Annotated in this window: 13 protein-coding genes; 4 read left to right on the top strand and 9 right to left on the bottom strand. The window is 36.3% G+C overall.

Annotation, left to right across the window (positions count from 1 at the left end; genetic code table 11):
* Complete coding sequence (locus OMO38_RS04620) at window positions 1-2,448, bottom strand: bifunctional UDP-N-acetylmuramoyl-tripeptide:D-alanyl-D-alanine ligase/alanine racemase (RefSeq protein ID WP_264749044.1); 2,448 nt, start codon at window positions 2,446-2,448, stop codon at window positions 1-3.
* Between the two features lie 203 nt (window positions 2,449-2,651).
* A complete protein-coding gene (locus OMO38_RS04615; RefSeq protein ID WP_264749043.1) occupies window positions 2,652-3,245 on the bottom strand; it encodes a thymidine kinase in 594 nt (197 codons plus the stop codon).
* A 60-nt stretch (window positions 3,246-3,305) separates the two neighbouring features.
* Between OMO38_RS04615 and OMO38_RS04610 the strand changes: the two genes are divergently transcribed.
* Genes OMO38_RS04610 through fabG form a run of 4 tightly spaced genes read left to right on the top strand, consistent with a single transcriptional unit; the run spans window position 3,306 to window position 7,120 of the window.
* Complete coding sequence (locus OMO38_RS04610) at window positions 3,306-4,823, top strand: hypothetical protein (protein WP_264749042.1); 1,518 nt, start codon at window positions 3,306-3,308, stop codon at window positions 4,821-4,823.
* 2 nt (window positions 4,824-4,825) lie between these two features.
* Entirely contained in the window at window positions 4,826-5,503 is a 678-nt protein-coding gene (gene rsmI, locus OMO38_RS04605) for a 16S rRNA (cytidine(1402)-2'-O)-methyltransferase (RefSeq protein WP_264749041.1), read from the top strand.
* Window positions 5,503-6,330, top strand: coding sequence for an XAC2610-related protein (locus tag OMO38_RS04600; RefSeq protein ID WP_264749040.1), 828 nt, complete (start codon window positions 5,503-5,505; stop codon window positions 6,328-6,330). The genes rsmI and OMO38_RS04600 overlap by 1 nt, the downstream gene beginning before the upstream one ends.
* 46 nt (window positions 6,331-6,376) lie before the next feature.
* A complete protein-coding gene (gene fabG / locus OMO38_RS04595) occupies window positions 6,377-7,120 on the top strand; it encodes a 3-oxoacyl-[acyl-carrier-protein] reductase (protein WP_264749039.1) in 744 nt (247 codons plus the stop codon).
* Between the two features lie 58 nt (window positions 7,121-7,178).
* Here fabG and OMO38_RS04590 read toward each other — a convergent pair whose 3' ends face one another.
* The 7 genes from OMO38_RS04590 to OMO38_RS04560 form a co-directional block, all read right to left on the bottom strand.
* Window positions 7,179-8,687: a tetratricopeptide repeat protein gene (locus tag OMO38_RS04590; RefSeq protein ID WP_264749038.1), complete on the bottom strand. Its 1,509-nt coding sequence runs from the start codon at window positions 8,685-8,687 to the stop codon at window positions 7,179-7,181.
* A gap of 79 nt (window positions 8,688-8,766) precedes the next feature.
* Window positions 8,767-10,275 carry a helix-turn-helix transcriptional regulator gene (locus tag OMO38_RS04585; protein WP_264749037.1) on the bottom strand — a complete coding sequence of 503 codons (1,509 nt, stop codon included), beginning with the start codon at window positions 10,273-10,275 and terminating at the stop codon, window positions 8,767-8,769.
* A gap of 473 nt (window positions 10,276-10,748) precedes the next feature.
* Window positions 10,749-11,309 (bottom strand): hypothetical protein, encoded by a 561-nt coding sequence (locus OMO38_RS04580; RefSeq protein ID WP_264749036.1) that lies wholly within the window; start codon window positions 11,307-11,309, stop codon window positions 10,749-10,751.
* 22 nt (window positions 11,310-11,331) lie between these two features.
* Complete coding sequence (locus OMO38_RS04575) at window positions 11,332-13,908, bottom strand: hypothetical protein (RefSeq protein WP_264749035.1); 2,577 nt, start codon at window positions 13,906-13,908, stop codon at window positions 11,332-11,334.
* 59 nt (window positions 13,909-13,967) lie between these two features.
* Window positions 13,968-14,537 carry a hypothetical protein gene (locus OMO38_RS04570; RefSeq protein ID WP_264749034.1) on the bottom strand — a complete coding sequence of 190 codons (570 nt, stop codon included), beginning with the start codon at window positions 14,535-14,537 and terminating at the stop codon, window positions 13,968-13,970.
* A 135-nt stretch (window positions 14,538-14,672) separates the two neighbouring features.
* Window positions 14,673-15,203 (bottom strand): hypothetical protein, encoded by a 531-nt coding sequence (locus OMO38_RS04565; protein WP_264749033.1) that lies wholly within the window; start codon window positions 15,201-15,203, stop codon window positions 14,673-14,675.
* Window positions 15,204-15,240: 37 nt separating this feature from the next.
* Complete coding sequence (locus tag OMO38_RS04560) at window positions 15,241-17,082, bottom strand: hypothetical protein (protein ID WP_264749032.1); 1,842 nt, start codon at window positions 17,080-17,082, stop codon at window positions 15,241-15,243.
* Window positions 17,083-17,154: the final 72 nt, after the last annotated feature.

Genomic DNA, 17,154 nt, shown 5'->3' with positions numbered 1-17,154 from the left:
TTAATCTTTTATATAGATCCGTTTCACACGAGGAGAAATTGAGGTTAAAACTTCGTAAGTAATCGTTTTGCAGTATTCTGCAAATTCTTTAAGACTTGGTTTGGCGTTAAAAACCGTGACGGTATCGCCTTCTTTTACATTTGGAATATCATCAACTTTAATCATCATCATATCCATACAGATGTTTCCAACAATCGGGGCAAGCGTTTTGTTGATGCCTACGTTTCCGATTTGGTTACCGATTAATCTTGGAATTCCGTCAGCATATCCTACAGGAATAGTTGCGATTTTCGTTAGATGGTCTGTCTTATATTTTCGGCTGTAGCCTACAGATTCACCATTTTCAACCAATGAAATCTGTGAGATCACGGTCTTAAAACTGACTGTCGACTGAAGTTGCTTTTGAATGTCAGCGTTCGCAGACTCTCCCAACATTCCAATGCCGATTCTTACCATATCGTAATGATGGCTGCTGTAGTTGGTAATTCCTGATGAATTTAGAATATGCCTGAGCGGTTGGTAGCCCAAATTTTTAATTAAATATCCTGAATTTTTTTCAAATATTTCCAACTGTTTTAATGTAAATTCTTTCTCCGAAGGAACATCTGCTGATGACAAATGACTGAAAATACTCTGAACCTTTAGATTTTTATATTCTAAACTCTGGCTGAGCTGATCTAATTCATATTCTTTAAAACCAAGACGGTGCATTCCTGTTTCCAGTTTAATGTGGATGGGATATTTTTTATCATATCCGGATTTTTGAACGGCCTCGTAAAACAATTCCAGAACTCTGAAACTGTAAATTTCCGGCTCAAGATTATACTGAATTATTGCATCATAACTGTGCTGCTCAGGATTCATTACTACGATAGGAGTGGTAATTCCTTTTTTACGGAGTTCAACTCCTTCGTCTGCGTATGCAACCCCAAGATAATTAATGTGATGATGCTGTAAAAACTCTGAAATCTCATAACTTCCTAATCCGTAAGCATTGGCTTTTACCATTGCCATCATTTTGGTGGAAGGTTTCAGGAGAGACTTATGGTAGTTAATGTTATGAAGAATTGCATTCAGGTTCACTTCTAAAACCGTGTCGTGTTTTCTGAGTTCTAAGAGATCTTTCAGTTTTTCAATTTCAAATTTTCTCGCACCTTTCAATAAGATAATTTGATTTTCTATTTCTATAAGATATTTATTATCAATTAATTCTTGAGTATCAATGAAAGTGAACGTTTTAGATTTAAACAAATCTTTAAACTTGGTAATTTCTTCTCCAATCAAAAAGACATTATCAAAATGCTGTTCGTTGACCAGTTCTGATACTTCTTCATACAGCTCTTTCGAATTGGTATTTACACCAATAATATCTGTCAGAACCAATGATTTTTTTGACTTCTTGTATTCATTGAGAAACTGAAGTGCGGTTTTCAAAGAATCCAGATCAAGATTGAAGGAATCATTGATGACAATATTATTTTTAATGCCTTCAATTGCTTCAAGTCGCATTTCTACGGCTTTCAGAGCGTTGATTTTATCAACAATCTTATCATTGCTGATGCCGAGTTCTTTCAGAACGGTTATAAGTGCCAAAGCATTCGTTAAAGTGGCTTCATCACGTTGATGGACAGGGAAGGTAATTTCCTCATCAAAATAGGTAACAACAACATCTTCGTTTTTTGAAATGTTGTTTTTAAAGGTGACATCATTATGCTGATTAAATCCGTAGGATATTAATTTTTTACTTGAATATATTTCACGTATTTTTCTGTTTACCAATATATTATCACCGTTAAAGATTATCACCTTTGAGTCTTTAAAAAGTTTTATTTTCTCATCAATTAAATCTTCTTCAGAATAAAAATTCGCGGCATGAGCGGTTCCAATGTGGGTGAGTAAGCCAATCTGCGGATGAAAAATATTTTCCAAAACGTCCATTTCATTGGGCATCGAAATTCCGACTTCAAATATCCCTAATTGGTGACTTTCATTGATCTGAAGCAGAGAAAGCGGAAGACCAATCTGAGAATTGAAACTTTTCGGACTTTTCACTGTAGGAAATTCATTCCACAGACATTGATAAAGCCATTCTTTAAGAATGGTTTTACCATTACTCCCGGTGATTCCGACTGATTTTAAATTTGAATTTTCGAAATGATGTTGAGCTAATTTCTGTAGAAATTCCACAGAATTTTTCACAATAATCCAGGTAATATTTTCAAACTGCGGATATTGATGTTCAGAGATAATAACGGTTATTCCACGGTCGACCGCCGATTCTATGAATTTTTCACCTGAATTTTTTTGAGTATTAATTGCAATAAAAGCAGCATTTTTAGTCGAATAAATAATTCTGCTGTCAAAAGCTATGTTTTTGATTAATAGATTTTTATCTCCAATAACCTGCGCATTGGTGATCTCTGCAATTTGTTGTACTGTATAATTCATTGGTGCCCTGTCTGCTCTGTTTTATATCTGATGTGTTTGATTCGTAATGTTTTAATTAGTTAATTGCAAAGCATTAGTTTATTTAAAATTTTGATTTTTAAGCGCAAGACAACTTCGATGAACACAGCATCAAAAATCAGCAATTTTTTATTGAGGAAGACTCTTACTCTTGATATTAACCTAAACTTTTAATTCAGCCTAAATTACTCATTATTTCTCTTAGAAAGCACTTCTTCGATAAAAACACGACGGCTTACTGCTTCATAGCTTTCTGTTTCGCCGAGTTCCACCAGATTATTTCCCTGAGAAATCCTCATGGAGTAGTTGGCAAGATTTCCTGTTCTTTTACAGATGGCATGCACCTTTGTGACATATTCTGCCGTTGCCATTAGATTAGGAATCGGGCCGAAAGGCCTTCCTAAAAAATCCATATCCAAACCTGCAATGACAACCCGAATTCCACTGTTTGCCAATTGATTAGCAACTTCTACGATGCTTTCGTCAAAAAACTGAGCTTCATCTATTCCTACCACATCGCAGTTTGAACCCAAAAGAATAATTTCATCAGGATTTTCTACTGCTGTACTTCGGATTTTATTTTTATTATGCGAAACAACATCTTCATCAGAATATCTTGTATCTGTTTTGGGTTTAAAAATTTCCACATTCTGCCCCGCCATTTCAGCCCTTCTCAGTCTCCGGATTAACTCTTCGGTTTTTCCGGAAAACATGGAGCCACAAATAACTTCCATCCAACCGCTTTGTTTGGAATGATTAATTGTATTTTCTAAAAACATTTGTTATTTTAGCCGTAATATTTTAAGACCAAAAGTAAGCAATTTTAATAAGATTCTTCTATGCAGAACATCCAAGATTTACAGGAAAAGATTTTTTTTGAATCTAAGAATATCATCAGTATTCTAGACAAAATAAACGACGTTGACGAGCTACTTACAAAGCAAAATCTTATCGATGAGCTTGCAGACCGAATTTCATTTTTAAAGCTGTTAAAAACCAAGGTAGAATACTACAGTGGTGATGATTTACAGTTTTTACAACCGTTATCCGGTTCACTTTTAGCGGATACGCCTACAGAATCTCAGGAATATTCTCACGAAGTAATGGAGGAAGAAGCAATTTTCAACAATGAACTGAATGAAATTGAGGGAAGTGAAAACAATCTGCCCAATGAAGTTATGGAGGAAGAGGCGATTTTTAACAATCAATTAAATGAGATTGTCGAAAATGAATACCATGAAAATATGGTCAATCAAGCAGAAGAAGAGAAAACTGAAGCTTCAGAGGACGATTTAAATAAAGAAGAAGAAAAAGAAGAAGTTTACAATACAGAAATTGTTGAAGAAAATACTGCTTTTAATGAGCAGCTAAACGAAATAGAAGAGGAAGAATCTTCAGAAGAGGTTTCACAGGTTCTGAGCTTTGTGGATGAAGACAGAATTCTTGAAAATTCTGTTCCGGAAGATGAGAATGATATCGATGAAGAAATATTTGACCAAAAAGTAACTGAAGAAGAGGCAATATTTAATAATCAGCTGAATGAAATTGATGAGTTTGAAAATGAAATTTCAGACGAAACTGTTTCCAATAATTTTGAGGAAGAAGAGCAAATTCTAAAAAATTATGAGTCTGCACAGACTTCTGATGCTTCTGCTGAAAAGATTCCCAGTATGTTTGAACCTGAGGAGCTTGATAATGAAATTTTAATTGAAGGATCTGAAAATGAATCAGTTTCTGATGATTTTAAATATGATGAAGATGAAATGATCACTGAAAATTCAAATGTTGAAAGTATTCTGACGGAAATTAAAAAAGATACTGAAACGAATGAAGCAGAAGCGGTAATCAATGAAGATGCAGACCGCCGAAAAATTGTCGAAATCGACAAGCCTGTCAATGAATCTGAAAAACCTGCCTCTGATGAGAGTTTTGAAAATCTCGAAGCCTACCGACAGGAGAAAAAGATAAGATTGGCCAATATCAGAGGATTAAAAAATATTCAGACTCTTTTCGATGACGATCCTTTGGAGAGAGAAGTTCCTCAGGAAAAACCGGCTCCAGTTGTAAAAGAAGAGACAGGAAGCCTGTTGAAAACAAATATTCCTACCGATTATATGGAAGCGGACAAGCAAAAACCTGAATTCAGACTGGATCTGAATGACAGAATGGCTTTTACCAAACTACTGTTCGGAGGAAGTCAGACTGACCTTAACCAAGCCGTTACTGAGCTGAACAGATGCAGAAATCTGGAAGAAGCAAAAGAATATCTAAGTGAACTGTACTACGACAGAAAATGGAATAAAGTAGACGAGTACGCACAACGACTTTGGATATTGGTAGAAAATAAATTCTTATAATTTTGAGTGGAATCCTATATTTCGTTCCCACACCCGTTGGGAACTTAGAAGACATGACTTTCAGAGCGGTAAAAGTGCTGAAAGAAGTCGATTATATTCTGTGTGAAGACACAAGAACTTCGGGAGTGCTTTTAAAGCATTACGAAATTTCAAAACCTTTAAAATCTTATCACCTCCATAATGAGCACACCGCGACGGAGAAAGTAATTACAGATCTTCAGAGCGGCCAGAATATTGCCATTATTACTGATGCAGGAACTCCAGGAATTTCTGATCCAGGCTATTTACTGGCGAAAGCCGGTTCAGATCACAATATTGAAATGATTTGTCTACCAGGTGCAACGGCTTTAATTCCGGCTTTGGTAGTTTCAGGACTGCCGAATAATGAATTTCTCTTTGCAGGTTTTCTTCCTCCCAAAAAGGGTAGACAGACAAAGCTGAAACAGCTGGCAGAAGAGAAGAAGACCATCGTTCTGTACGAAAGTCCGCATAAGATTAATACAACCTTAGAACAGATTAAAGAATTCTTTGGCGAGGAGACGAGAGCAAGTTTAAGCCGTGAAATCTCAAAAAAATTCGAAGAAACTAAAAGAGGAACAATCAATGAATTAATTGAATTCTCTAAAAGCAAAACTTTAAAAGGAGAAATCGTACTTATTGTGAATAATTCTTTGAAATAATGAATTTCCTGAAACTCTTTTTTCTGATGATTCCCGTTTGTTTCAGTGCTCAGATAAGCTATGAGGGAAAGATTGGGGATTATTCGGTAGAAATGGTTTTGAACCTGAACGATGAATCTGCGGATGGAGTATATGTCTATTCGACATACAATAATCCTATATCCATCGATGGAAATTATGTCAAGAAGAATTTGACGTTATTTGAATCTGAAGGTGATCGCAAAACAGCAAAATTTGTCTTTGAAGATTTTGATGAAAATAAAAACGAAATCTCAGGAAATTGGATTAATCTTAAGAAAGAAAATACTTCATTAGAAGTTTATCTAAAGAAAAAAGACAATCAGAACGAGATTTTGCAAGTTGAAAGTACAAGACAGTTTTACTTTAAAACTTTAAAAGAAACCAATGAAAATCCGGTTTTAATTTTTGAAAAGAGATCTGGAAATCTGGTTCAAAAGATGGAATTGGGAGAATGTATGCTGGGAAGTACTGGTGATATTTCAATCGGAGATTTTAATTTTGACGGTTACGATGATTTTTCGAGCTGTTTGCAGACTTATGCAGGACCCAATACTTCAAAAAGTTATTTCTTATTTGATCCGATAAAAAAAAGATTTTTTGAAAGTGATTTTACGGGCGTCTCGCTGGAATTTGATGCGAAAACGAAGCGAATTAAAGAAATAAACCAATGCTGTGCAGGCGCATCTGTTGTTGAAAATATTTATAAGGTTCAGAATAACCAAATGAAACTTATTGAAGAGCATTGCTATAAATATGACGAGAAGCGTAAAAAGCTGATTGAAAAGAAACCCAAAGACTGTTACTGACAAAAAGTGTATTTTTGCAAAAAAATAAAATAAATTCATAACAATAATGAAACTATTAGAAGGAAAAGTAGCGCTAATTACCGGAGCTACAAGAGGAATCGGAAAAGGGATTGCTGAAATTTTTGCTCAACAGGGAGCAAAAGTGGCATTTACCTACGCAGGTTCTGTAGAAAAAGCTAAAGAATTAGAAACTGCTTTGAGTTCTGTAACTCAAATTAAAGGATATCAGTCTGATGCATCAGATTACGACGCTGCTCAGAAATTAGTGGAAGAAGTACTTGCTGAGTTCGGAAAAATTGATATTTTGGTGAATAATGCGGGAATCACAAAAGATAACCTGTTGATGAGAATGTCTAAAGATGATTGGGACACAATTATTAAGGTTAATTTAGATTCTGTATTCAACCTTACCAAGGCGGTAATAAAGCCGATGATGAAGGCGAAATCAGGCTCTATCATTAATATGACTTCAGTAGTTGGAGTAAAAGGAAATGCCGGACAGGCCAACTATGCAGCTTCTAAAGCCGGAGTTATTGGTTTCACAAAGTCTGTAGCGCTTGAACTAGGTTCTAGAAACATCCGTTGTAACGCGATTGCTCCAGGATTTATTGAAACTGAAATGACAGCGGCATTGGACGAAAAAACAGTTCAGAACTGGAGAGACGGAATTCCGTTGAAAAGAGGCGGACAGCCAGAAGACGTTGCCAATGCATGTGTTTTCTTCGGCAGTGAGATGTCTTCTTACATTTCCGGTCAGGTTCTAAACGTTGACGGCGGAATGCTTACTTAAACAAGAAAATTTATCATACAATATAATCCCTTTCATCACTGTGATGAAAGGGATTTTTTTATTCAAAATCAATATAATTTCGCAACCAGATCTGCAGGTCTTTTTCGGGCGAAATGCCCAGCTTTTTTCTGAAATTATAACGGTTGTTTTCAATTGTTTTTACCGCTTTAAAGGTGTAATCTGCAATTTCTTTGGTATTAAATCCTAAGTAAATGTAGGCAGCAAAAGTGAGTTCTGAAACTTTGAACTGAGAATTGATCTCCAGCATTTTATTTCTAAAATGTGGATAAACATCCTGAAATCTGATGAAAAAATCGGGACTGTTTTCTTTAGCTAATTTCCTGACTTCTTCAAAGGCTTCGTTGAGCTGTAATTTCAAAGTGTCCTTCTCCTTTTCATTCATTGCTTTTTCAGATTCCAGCTGTTTGGTAATTTCTAAAGCTTTCTGATTTTTGGTTTTTGACTTTTGAAGTAGATAAATGATAAAAGCAGTAATCAAAACAAGGAGAGAAACAATGAACCACGTCATTGTCTGACTCTTCTTCACTTCATTCTCATGCTGTGCTTTTTCCTCTTTCATTACCTCATTCAGCACAAAATCACGTTCTTTTTTCTTCTGGGCATCCAGTTTATTATGTGCTGTGAGATACAAATCCTGGTAGTGCTTTGCTTCAGATGCTTTGCCTTCAGAAATATACAGTTCTGATATTTTTTTAAATAACTCGCTCTGGATATCCGGAAAATTATTCTGCTCAAAATTGGTGAGTGCTATATCGTAATACTGATGCGATTTTTCGTAATCTTTTTCGTGGGTGTAAAGATTTCCTAAACCAATAAGCGCTTCAATCTTACAGGGATGTTTTTTATCGCTAAAAATTGCCAGCGACTGGTTATAATAATACTGTGCAGAATCTACCTTATTCTGGTTTAAATGATAATTTCCGAAACCCAGACATGAACAGCCATTTTCTACATAAGCATTTTTGAATTTTACCATTCTTAAAATTTCTCTTTCCTTTTTAAGATAAAAATACATCGAGTCCGGCATATTGATATTCTGAAAAAGATAACTTAGATTAGAGTAGACCGCGCCTTCTGTAAGAGAATCTGTGATGTTTTTCTCCGTTTTGCTGTCTAAAATATTCAGTGTTTTTCTATAACTTTTTGAAGAAAGAGTGTATAATTCCAACAACAGATAATTTCCTCCCAGCAATGCTGAAATTCTGGCAGACTGTGTTTTGTCCTTGGCTAAATAAACGCCGTATTGTTGCGCTTTTTTAGCATGATGGATGCTTTCTTTAAATTCTGCGTTATCGTAATAATAGGTAGCTAAATAATAGTTACCGTAGGAAAGTCCTTTATCGTATTTCAAACTTTCAGATTCATCAATAATCTGTTTTGAAAATTTGAAAACACCATCCGTTTTTCCATCCAGATATAACTGGTTGGTTGTGGCAATTAACTGATCAATCTTTTGTGGAGTAACTATATTTTGAGCGTGGAACTTCACACTCCACAAAAGGAGCATCAGTAGAAGGAGATATTGTAAGGATTTTTTGAAACCCATTTGTGCTTAACGGTATTAATTTAAATGGTTATAATTTATTTTCAAGTCCGTATTACTAAAACCAAGCCATACTCGTAAGTTATTCGCCATCAATATAATTTTTGATCCAAAATTGAAGATCCTGGTCAGGGGAGAGGTCAAGTTTTTTTCTAAAATTATAGCGGTTATTCTCTATCGTTTTTACAGCTTTAAAGGTATAATCAGCAATTTCTTTTGTAGTAAAGCCTAAATAAATGTAAGACGCAAAAGTAAGCTCGGTTACTTTAAAGTTTGGATTTATTTTAAGCATTTTTGGAGTAAACTGAGGATAAATTTCCTGAAAGCGGATAAAAAACTCGGGACTGTTTTCCTTTGCCAGACTCATCACTTCATCAAAACTCTCGTTAATTTGAGATTTCAGAACATCTTTTTCCTTTTCCTGAACTGCATTTTCTACTTTAAGTTGATCTGTGATTTCATTCGACTGCACATTTTTCTTTTTATTTTTTCTCAGGAAAAATATCACAATAGCTGTAATGATCAGTAAAAGTGAAATAATTAAAGCAGTGTATTTTTTATTTTTATCTTTTTCAAATTCATTTTTCCTGGCTTCCTCTTTCATCACTTCATTGATGACGAAATCTCTTTCTTTCCTGCGATCCTCCTCCATCTCGACGTTTGCCTTCTGATAGAGATCCTGGTAATATTTTCCTTTTACGGTGTTGCCTTCCTGAATATAGGCTTCAGAGATTTTCTTGTACAGATCATTGACTAACTGTGGATAATTATTTTTTTTGAAACCATTTAGAGCTTCATTATATAATTGATATGCTTTTTTGTAATTTTTATTTTTAATTTCGAGATCAGCTAGGCCTGAAATTGCATCGAATTTACACTCATTGTCTTCATTTTGAAAGAATGCAACTGATTGATTTAAATAAATTTTTGCCGAGTCTAGCTGATTGGTTTTTAAATAGTAATGTCCAAAGTCATTGGAAGCACATCCGTTTTCTGCATATTGTTTCCCATTGTTGATTTTTGACAGACTGCTTTTCTCTTTCTTAAGATAGTAATACATTGAATCGTTAAGACTCATATTGTTATAAAGTATTGCCAGATAAGAGTAAGAAGTGCTCTCGGAAAGATAGTATAGGGTATTTTTTTTAGCGACGGTCTGTAGAATTTTTAATGACTGATGATAATTTTCAGCAGATAAAGAATACAGTTCGAGACTCAGATAATTGTCTGCCAATAAACCGTAAGTTCTGGAATGATGCATGATATCATGCTTCAGATAGTCTTTATAGTGTTGAGCTTTTTTAATGTAGTTGATGCTTTCACGGTATTTTCCAACGTTGTACAGACATGCTGCTAGATAATAGTAGCCACAGCTCAGTCCCATTTGGTTTTTGGCTTTTTCAGAAAGGGATATCAGTTTGTGTGATGAAGCCAGAAACTTTTCTGTGTTTCCCGCAAGATAAAGATTCTCTGTCTCATTGATTAATTCAGAAATTTTTTTGTCTTGTACATCAGTTTTTTGTGCAAACAGCAGAATGCAGCTTACGAGTGCTGCGAGTAAATATATTTTTGAGGACTTTATAAAATCCATATTTCTAAGAACTAATGTTGATTAAAAAAGATTCATTTTCATCAATTACCAAACGCTGTAAGGCGTGATAATCTTTCTGGGTATCATTAAATTTTTGCTTCTAACAGGGGGATTGCCGATTATTATTTCTTTATTTATAACAATTTAGTGTTTAATTAAATATTTGAAAGCAGGCTTTCTCAAACTTAAAAAATCTTAAAAAATCTTTTTTATTGGACTTAGTAAAATCGTTAAATATGATGACCATTATCAAATATTAAAGCATATTTATTTATTAATTTTATAGATGATCCCATATAAAGATAAGTTTTTTTTATTCAAATGTGATGATTATTACATTAAATATGATGTGAAGAGATCAATTTTAAATAAAATATATTCAATGATAATTCAATATTTTCAACAAAAATAAAAAGCTTTGCACTCAATTGTGCAAAGCTTTAATAAAAAAATGAACGAAAAATTGTAATCTTTTATTTCCAATAGTTCCAAACGGAACCATCAAAAACGGCTAAACTTCTACTTATAGTATCATAGCACATCATCCCTGGATATGGGCTTTTTACCGTAAGATGAGGATTCATAATCCTTGGGAGAATCATGGCTTTGTTCGGTGATTCCAAAACCAAAACGCCTTTTGCCGAGCTGGTTTCAGAGCCAATAATAACGCCCTGCTGAGCATCTGTATCGTTACTGGTATTGGCAGTAATCAAAGAAGAACTTCCTACATCGCTGAGAGAAACCCATGCGTTTTTCTCAAACATCTTTACTTTGTTATCCGATTTATCGAACAAAAAAGTTCCGTTGTTGACGGCAACGGTCGTGGCCAATGCACTGTTTAAATTATCCACCGCGGGCAAAATAATTCCTTTTGTGTTATTGTTCTCTGTCTGAATAGTACTTCCTGATAAAAATGGACTGTTGAAGTCCAGTATAGTAGAATTACCTTCAACATTATCTTTTCCGCCGATTGAGACCTGCGCGTTGGCAGAAACAGCGAATAACACTAGCGTGGTATATATTATTTTTTTCATTAGATTTAATTTTAAAAGGTGATTATTGGGTGTCGTTACAGGATTTCTTGATGCAGTTCCAGCTGTTTCCATTATATAATTTTACGCACGGTGTACTCATATCATAAATCAGCATTCCTGCTTTGGGATCAGAGATAGCAGCTTCGTTGGCAACTCTGGTGATGACAAAACCTTTCTGTCTGGATTCTAAAGTAACAAAGCCATTAGGTATGCTTTCCGGCCAGCCAGATTTCTTTTCCTGAACGGTAATCCCGAGTTTTGTAGGGTTTCCTGCTACTGTGAAATCTCCAGGTTTGGTACATACCGCATCGATAGGACCACCGCATTGTTGAGAATTAATATAAATTGAAGTAAATCTAACAACGCAGCCACCCCAAGTTATTTTCACATTGTACTGACCGTCATACGACGCATTGTAGTTGGCAATATGATAATCTTTTGTAGTTGCAACCATAGTTCCTGAAGGGTTTGTCCATTCATAAGTAGCACCTGCATAATCTGGTGCCGAAAGGGTATATGGCGAGTTCACGCAAGGGTTCACAGTATTGGAAACACTCATAGATCCCGGAGTCTGAATAATGATAGACGTTCTTATGGAATTCCCACAGCTGGTCACAACAAGTTCGTAGGTTTGATTAGGCGTTAGTCCGGTAATCTGAAATGATGTTGGTGCATTATTACTGAAGGTGATTAACGCTGAATCTGGTTCTGACTGTAATTTGTACTGAACAGTCAATGGCGCGGCACCGGCAATTTCAAAATAAGCAGTACCTGCGGAAAGAGGTACTCCCTGAGCGTTTTCGCAGACAATTCCTACTTTTTTTACAATCTGTGGGCCTGTCGACTGATTGGTAATAACAATTGAATTAGCATTTTCTATGTAGTATTTAAATGAAGTACATGTAGAAATTCTCAATCTTGTCTTATAAGTTCCAGGCGCAATATTGGCGAATGTTCCGGAAGTGTTTTCTGCAATAACCGTGTTGCTGCTGTTAAGTAATTCAACAACATTATTGAAAACGCCTGTATAGATAATCGTACTTGAAATACTTCCTCCACCTGAGCAGAACGATGTTCCTGTCGAATTCAGAGACTGCTGTAAAATCTGTGAAGACGGCGGAGATACATTAAAGTTTAGGTCGATAGGAGCGCCTGAACATCCACTGTTGATTCTGATAGTATACGGCCCAGGAATCACATTAGTCCAGACAAATAATGTGTTGTTGTGAATTTTTGCAGGGACACCAACATTGCTCGGTCCGGAAATAATAGTCACGACAGCATTTTCTCTGTTCGGAATATATCCGTTAATGGTCAGTGCAATCTGTGTTGCCCCGGTTAATGTTAAACTTCCTGAATTATCGTCAAAACATCTGTATTTGGTATAGGCTACAGAAACTGTAGGCGTTGTTTGGCTTCCTGTGTTAGGATTTGCCACCGTTCTGGTGTCTGTGTATCCGCAGGCATCTGTATATCTTACCGTGTAGTTGCCCATTGGCAGGTTAGCTGCAGCCCAGTTGTTTGTTTGCCAATCGTCATTTGCCGTGTAAGTATAGACTACCGTATTTGCAGCGTTTCTGATCTCTACCTGTACAGGATATTTCAAGAAAGTTGTAGATGAACCTTTTATTGACATTGTTTCTGAAGCTCCACAACCGGAGTTAGTACTTGCAACAGTAAAGGCTGGTGTAGCACCAGATACAGATTCATAACAAGATATTGACTCCTCTCCACATGGTGTTGTGATCCGTATTACATATCTTTTAGTATTGTTAATAGGAAGTACATATCCGGTGTTTGATGTTATAATCTGAGAAAAGATGGGTGCAGTAGCTGGTACACTTGTAGGACAGGCATTAGAAGGTCGTTCCCACATTTCTACTTTTATACCGCCAGAACCAGCGTAGGTGCTTAAATTTAATAAAGATCCATTGGCCGCATAGAACTGTATCGCAGACATTCCTGCAGATTGGTTACATACCTGATCATTGGCAACGTTCCAGCTCATGCTTGCGATTTTCTGCAGAGCAGGCTGTATATCTCTTGTCAGCGTTGTGGTCTGCCCACACTCATCTTTCACCCTGATCTGGTATTTTCCGAATGCAGTGATATTGGTAATCGTACTTATGGAAACATAAGTGCCTAAAGTGTCAGGAAAACTAGGGTCATTGCTTTGCACTACTTTATAGGTGTAAGTTTTCCCCGGAACAGGAGTAACGCTGATACTTAAAGTTCCACCTATGGTAAAAGTACTGTCACAAAGATCTGAAATGGTAATTTCTGGAAGAGGGATCGGAGTATAATTATTGGCAATCTGAAAAGGGTGTGTTTCGTTGAAAGATCCCTGTCCCGTCACATTTATTTGGTAGTTACCTGCATCCAGAGATGTGAATGTCCCACTGGTACTTCCGCTGCCAATGTTATTTCCGCTATTGTCTTTCAGTTGGAAAAGCGGCTGGGTAACTCCTGATGTTGTTACAGTAACGGCGCCGTTTCCTGGGCACTGCGCGGGTGTAGGGCTGATGTTGACCGATTGGGCAAACCATAGAAACGACAGGAAGCACAAAGCTACTGTCAGCATTTTTTGAAAATAATTCATATTTGATATTTATTTGTGTTTAATTTTTAAAATCAGTGATCTGAAAAGATAAATTGGACTTAGGAAAAAACAGGAGGTGGTCGAGACCGATAATCAGGGTGGTAATCGGAAGTGGCAATTCTCTTAAAATCTGAATTTTTTAAAGTTTTAAATGTTCTTTTTAAATCTGACTTTAAATTCAAGGTCTTTGAGAGTACTGCATTGTGTTTTAAAAGCGAAATGGAAATCATCGCACAGTACGACTCGTCATTTATTAAAAAAAACTCTTCTGATTTTGAATGAGGGTTGAACTTTACCGTGTTCTGTATTTTTTTTATCTCTGTTTTCTTCTCGGCGATGGTTCGTTCTACCGTCTTTGCAGCGTTTTTGGAAGGCTTAAAAGTATGATCATCACCGTTAAATTTTTCTTCTGCAATTCTATTTTCGATGGCAGTGTGAGGAAGTTTGCAGACTGAAGAATCAGCAATTAAGGCTGTGCTTTTTTCAGCATCGTAGATCATTGCACCTTCATTAATATAAATCTGTGCAAAAGAAAAATTGATTATGAAAGCAAAGGCACACAGAAAAATCTTTCTCCAGAATGTAGAGAAGTCAAATGTTATTTTTTCTTTTGTTTGTGTTTTGCTCATCTATGAGTTGGGATAAATCTCCCTCAGATCATTTTAATTAAGTTTTTTAAGTCTGATCAAAATTAAATTCTTACAAAAATTATGTTAAGTCTCTAAATAAAACCTCCCAATACTTAAGTACCGGGAGGTTAATTTTTATTTCCAATAATTCCAGACAGATCCATCAAAAACAGCAAGGCTCTTGCTCACCGTATCATAACACATCATTCCAGGATAAGGACTTTTAACATTTAGATGCGGATTTGCGATCTGAGGCAGAATCATCGCTTTATTCGTACTTTCCAAAACCAGGACGCCTTTCGCTAGACTGTTATCAGCACCAATAATGGCGCCTTGCAAACCGGTAGATTCTTCCGAACTGTTTGCTGTAATCTGTGTAGAATTTCCTGCATCGCTCAGATTGACCCACGAACTGTTTTGATACATCTTTACCTTACTGTCTGACTTATCGAACACAAAAGTTCCGTTGTTGTCTGACGTTGGTGATGTAAGGGCAGCATTGGTGTTGTTTACGCTAGGTAAGATAATTCCTTTTGTGTTGCCGGTAGTATCATTGAAATCTAAAATAGTACTGTTTCCATTCACGGTTTCCTTTCCGATCGCAACCTGTGCAATTGATAAATTGGCGATGAATGTAAAAGCAAGTATGATAAGTGTTTTTTTCATTGTTTTAAGTTTAAAATAGTTTAAAAATAGATTCAGATTACAACGTATCGTTACAGCTTCTGCTCAGACATTTCCAGATGGTTCCGTTGTAAAGTTTTACACACTGCGCATCTTTATCGTAGATCAGCATTCCAGGCTTAGGGTCTGCAATAAGAGTAGAATTCTGAACTCTCGTGATGACAAATCCTTTTTCTTTAGATTCCATGGCAATAAAACCGTTGGGAATGCTTTCCGGCCAGCCGGCTTTTCTTTGCTGTACAGTGATACCAATCTTGGTAGGATTGCTGACCGTCTGGAGATTTGCCGGTTTTGTACAGTAACTGACACATTCTTCACCTGATATTTTTGAAATGGTATAAGATCCTGTATATTCAGTATCATAAAATTCAAAAACAATCTTTGACACAGATAATCCGTTGAAATTAAAAACTACAGTACCTTCACGAGTATTACTTAAACTCTCAAAACCTACATTCGTCGGGTAAAATCGATTACCATTCCTTGATATATTTGCAGGATTATAAATGGTGTAGTTTGATGGGCTGATATTGATTAAATTATTGGAGGCATCATATGCATTAACAATAATATTGTCCCCAAGATCAACATCGCTCAGCGTAAAGCTTAACTTCTTCATAGGAGCATCAAACTGCAGCGTTGAAACAATTCTTTCAGCATAAGAAATACCGGTAACTACATTTTTGCTGTGTCCGATATGTATTCCTGTTTCACCTGTATAATGCACATCAGAAATTCGATTCGGACTGAATAATGCAGGATCTAACGTAGTTGTGTGAGTAAGATAAAGTCTGTTACTGCCGATTTTGATTTGGTTATTTGCAAAAACAGATTGCGAAGTAGGCGTTCCCGTGTAAGGTGCAACAGAAGTATTGTTGTAAGGTTGAAGATTGGCTGTGACAACAGAACATCCCGAACAGTTTCCTATTGATACTACCACTGGATTGGATGCAGGGCTAAAGCAACCTCCTTCTGCAGAAAAGTAATAAGCGTAATAAGTTCCAGCTCCAGCCGCTGCAACCTGTGTTGCAGTAAGCTGAGGTCCTGAATGCGAATTATTGGTATACCAAATCAATTCTGTGGTGTTAGGAACGGTTCCTGTATGGGCGTTATTCAGATTAACGGTTGTTGCCGGACAGGTGTTTGATAAATTAGAGTTTACCGGCGGTGCAGTAGTTCCGGAAGCACATACAATTTTAAATGTTACAGAACCGGTTTTACAACTGCTGTCGTATGTAGCATCAGGATCCTGATCACAGATTTTATAATAGTAAACAGGAGTTGTCCCAACCACAAATGTATTATAAGCAGGAACAGTTATCGTCCCGTCATCATTTACAGTTGCGTTTGCTGGAGTCCAAAGATCTCCTACAAATCTCACATTGGGATTCGCCAGAGTAAATGCACTTCCATTAAAACTGTCATTGGTAAAAATAGAAGGTAACGTAATTGGCTGGCCTTTCAGGATAGGAAATGCTGTAAGATCATCATCCTGTACACAGATAGGAACATATACGGTAATCTCTTTCGTAGATGAATAACATCCTGTAGATGAACGGAAAGCAGCATACACTTTTACAGTGCCGGCTACTGCGGTGGTGGTCAGTATTCGGTTGGCATCAGTAGCAGGCGTGCCCGTATGCCAGGTAAGATTAGTTCCGGCGGGAGCAGCAGGACTTGTTGTCAATGTAGATAAATTAGCCGTTGCACTGCCACACGGTATACTGAATGCACTGTTTACAGATGAATAATTAGCTGATGCATTGATTACAGGGGCAGATACCGAAGGAGTACATGTCTGAGCTATAGCGGTAAATGCTCCTAAAAGCGAAAAGAAAATCGCTGTCAGAATTTTTTTCATTGTATGTGTTTTTAAGTTTTGAGGCTGAGAAACAAAAATGTTATTCAGCATAAATAATTATTCTGTAGAGTC

It is taken from the genome of Chryseobacterium kimseyorum, from assembly GCF_025971945.1.
In the GTDB taxonomy this organism is placed as follows: domain Bacteria; phylum Bacteroidota; class Bacteroidia; order Flavobacteriales; family Weeksellaceae; genus Chryseobacterium; species Chryseobacterium kimseyorum.
This window is presented reverse-complemented; position numbering and strand designations above follow the sequence as displayed.

What these genes read in the sequence shown, in the direction of transcription:
- OMO38_RS04620 (WP_264749044.1), bottom strand. Translation starts at nt 2,448, where the DNA reads ATGAATTATACAGTACAACAAATTGCAGAGATCACCAATGCGCAGGTT.
- OMO38_RS04615 (WP_264749043.1), bottom strand. Translation starts at nt 3,245, where the DNA reads ATGTTTTTAGAAAATACAATTAATCATTCCAAACAAAGCGGTTGGATG.
- OMO38_RS04610 (WP_264749042.1), top strand. Translation starts at nt 3,306, where the DNA reads ATGCAGAACATCCAAGATTTACAGGAAAAGATTTTTTTTGAATCTAAG.
- OMO38_RS04600 (WP_264749040.1), top strand. Translation starts at nt 5,503, where the DNA reads ATGAATTTCCTGAAACTCTTTTTTCTGATGATTCCCGTTTGTTTCAGT.
- fabG (WP_264749039.1), top strand. Translation starts at nt 6,377, where the DNA reads ATGAAACTATTAGAAGGAAAAGTAGCGCTAATTACCGGAGCTACAAGA.
- OMO38_RS04590 (WP_264749038.1), bottom strand. Translation starts at nt 8,687, where the DNA reads ATGGGTTTCAAAAAATCCTTACAATATCTCCTTCTACTGATGCTCCTT.
- OMO38_RS04585 (WP_264749037.1), bottom strand. Translation starts at nt 10,275, where the DNA reads ATGGATTTTATAAAGTCCTCAAAAATATATTTACTCGCAGCACTCGTA.
- OMO38_RS04580 (WP_264749036.1), bottom strand. Translation starts at nt 11,309, where the DNA reads ATGAAAAAAATAATATATACCACGCTAGTGTTATTCGCTGTTTCTGCC.
- OMO38_RS04575 (WP_264749035.1), bottom strand. Translation starts at nt 13,908, where the DNA reads ATGAATTATTTTCAAAAAATGCTGACAGTAGCTTTGTGCTTCCTGTCG.
- OMO38_RS04570 (WP_264749034.1), bottom strand. Translation starts at nt 14,537, where the DNA reads ATGAGCAAAACACAAACAAAAGAAAAAATAACATTTGACTTCTCTACA.
- OMO38_RS04565 (WP_264749033.1), bottom strand. Translation starts at nt 15,203, where the DNA reads ATGAAAAAAACACTTATCATACTTGCTTTTACATTCATCGCCAATTTA.
- OMO38_RS04560 (WP_264749032.1), bottom strand. Translation starts at nt 17,082, where the DNA reads ATGAAAAAAATTCTGACAGCGATTTTCTTTTCGCTTTTAGGAGCATTT.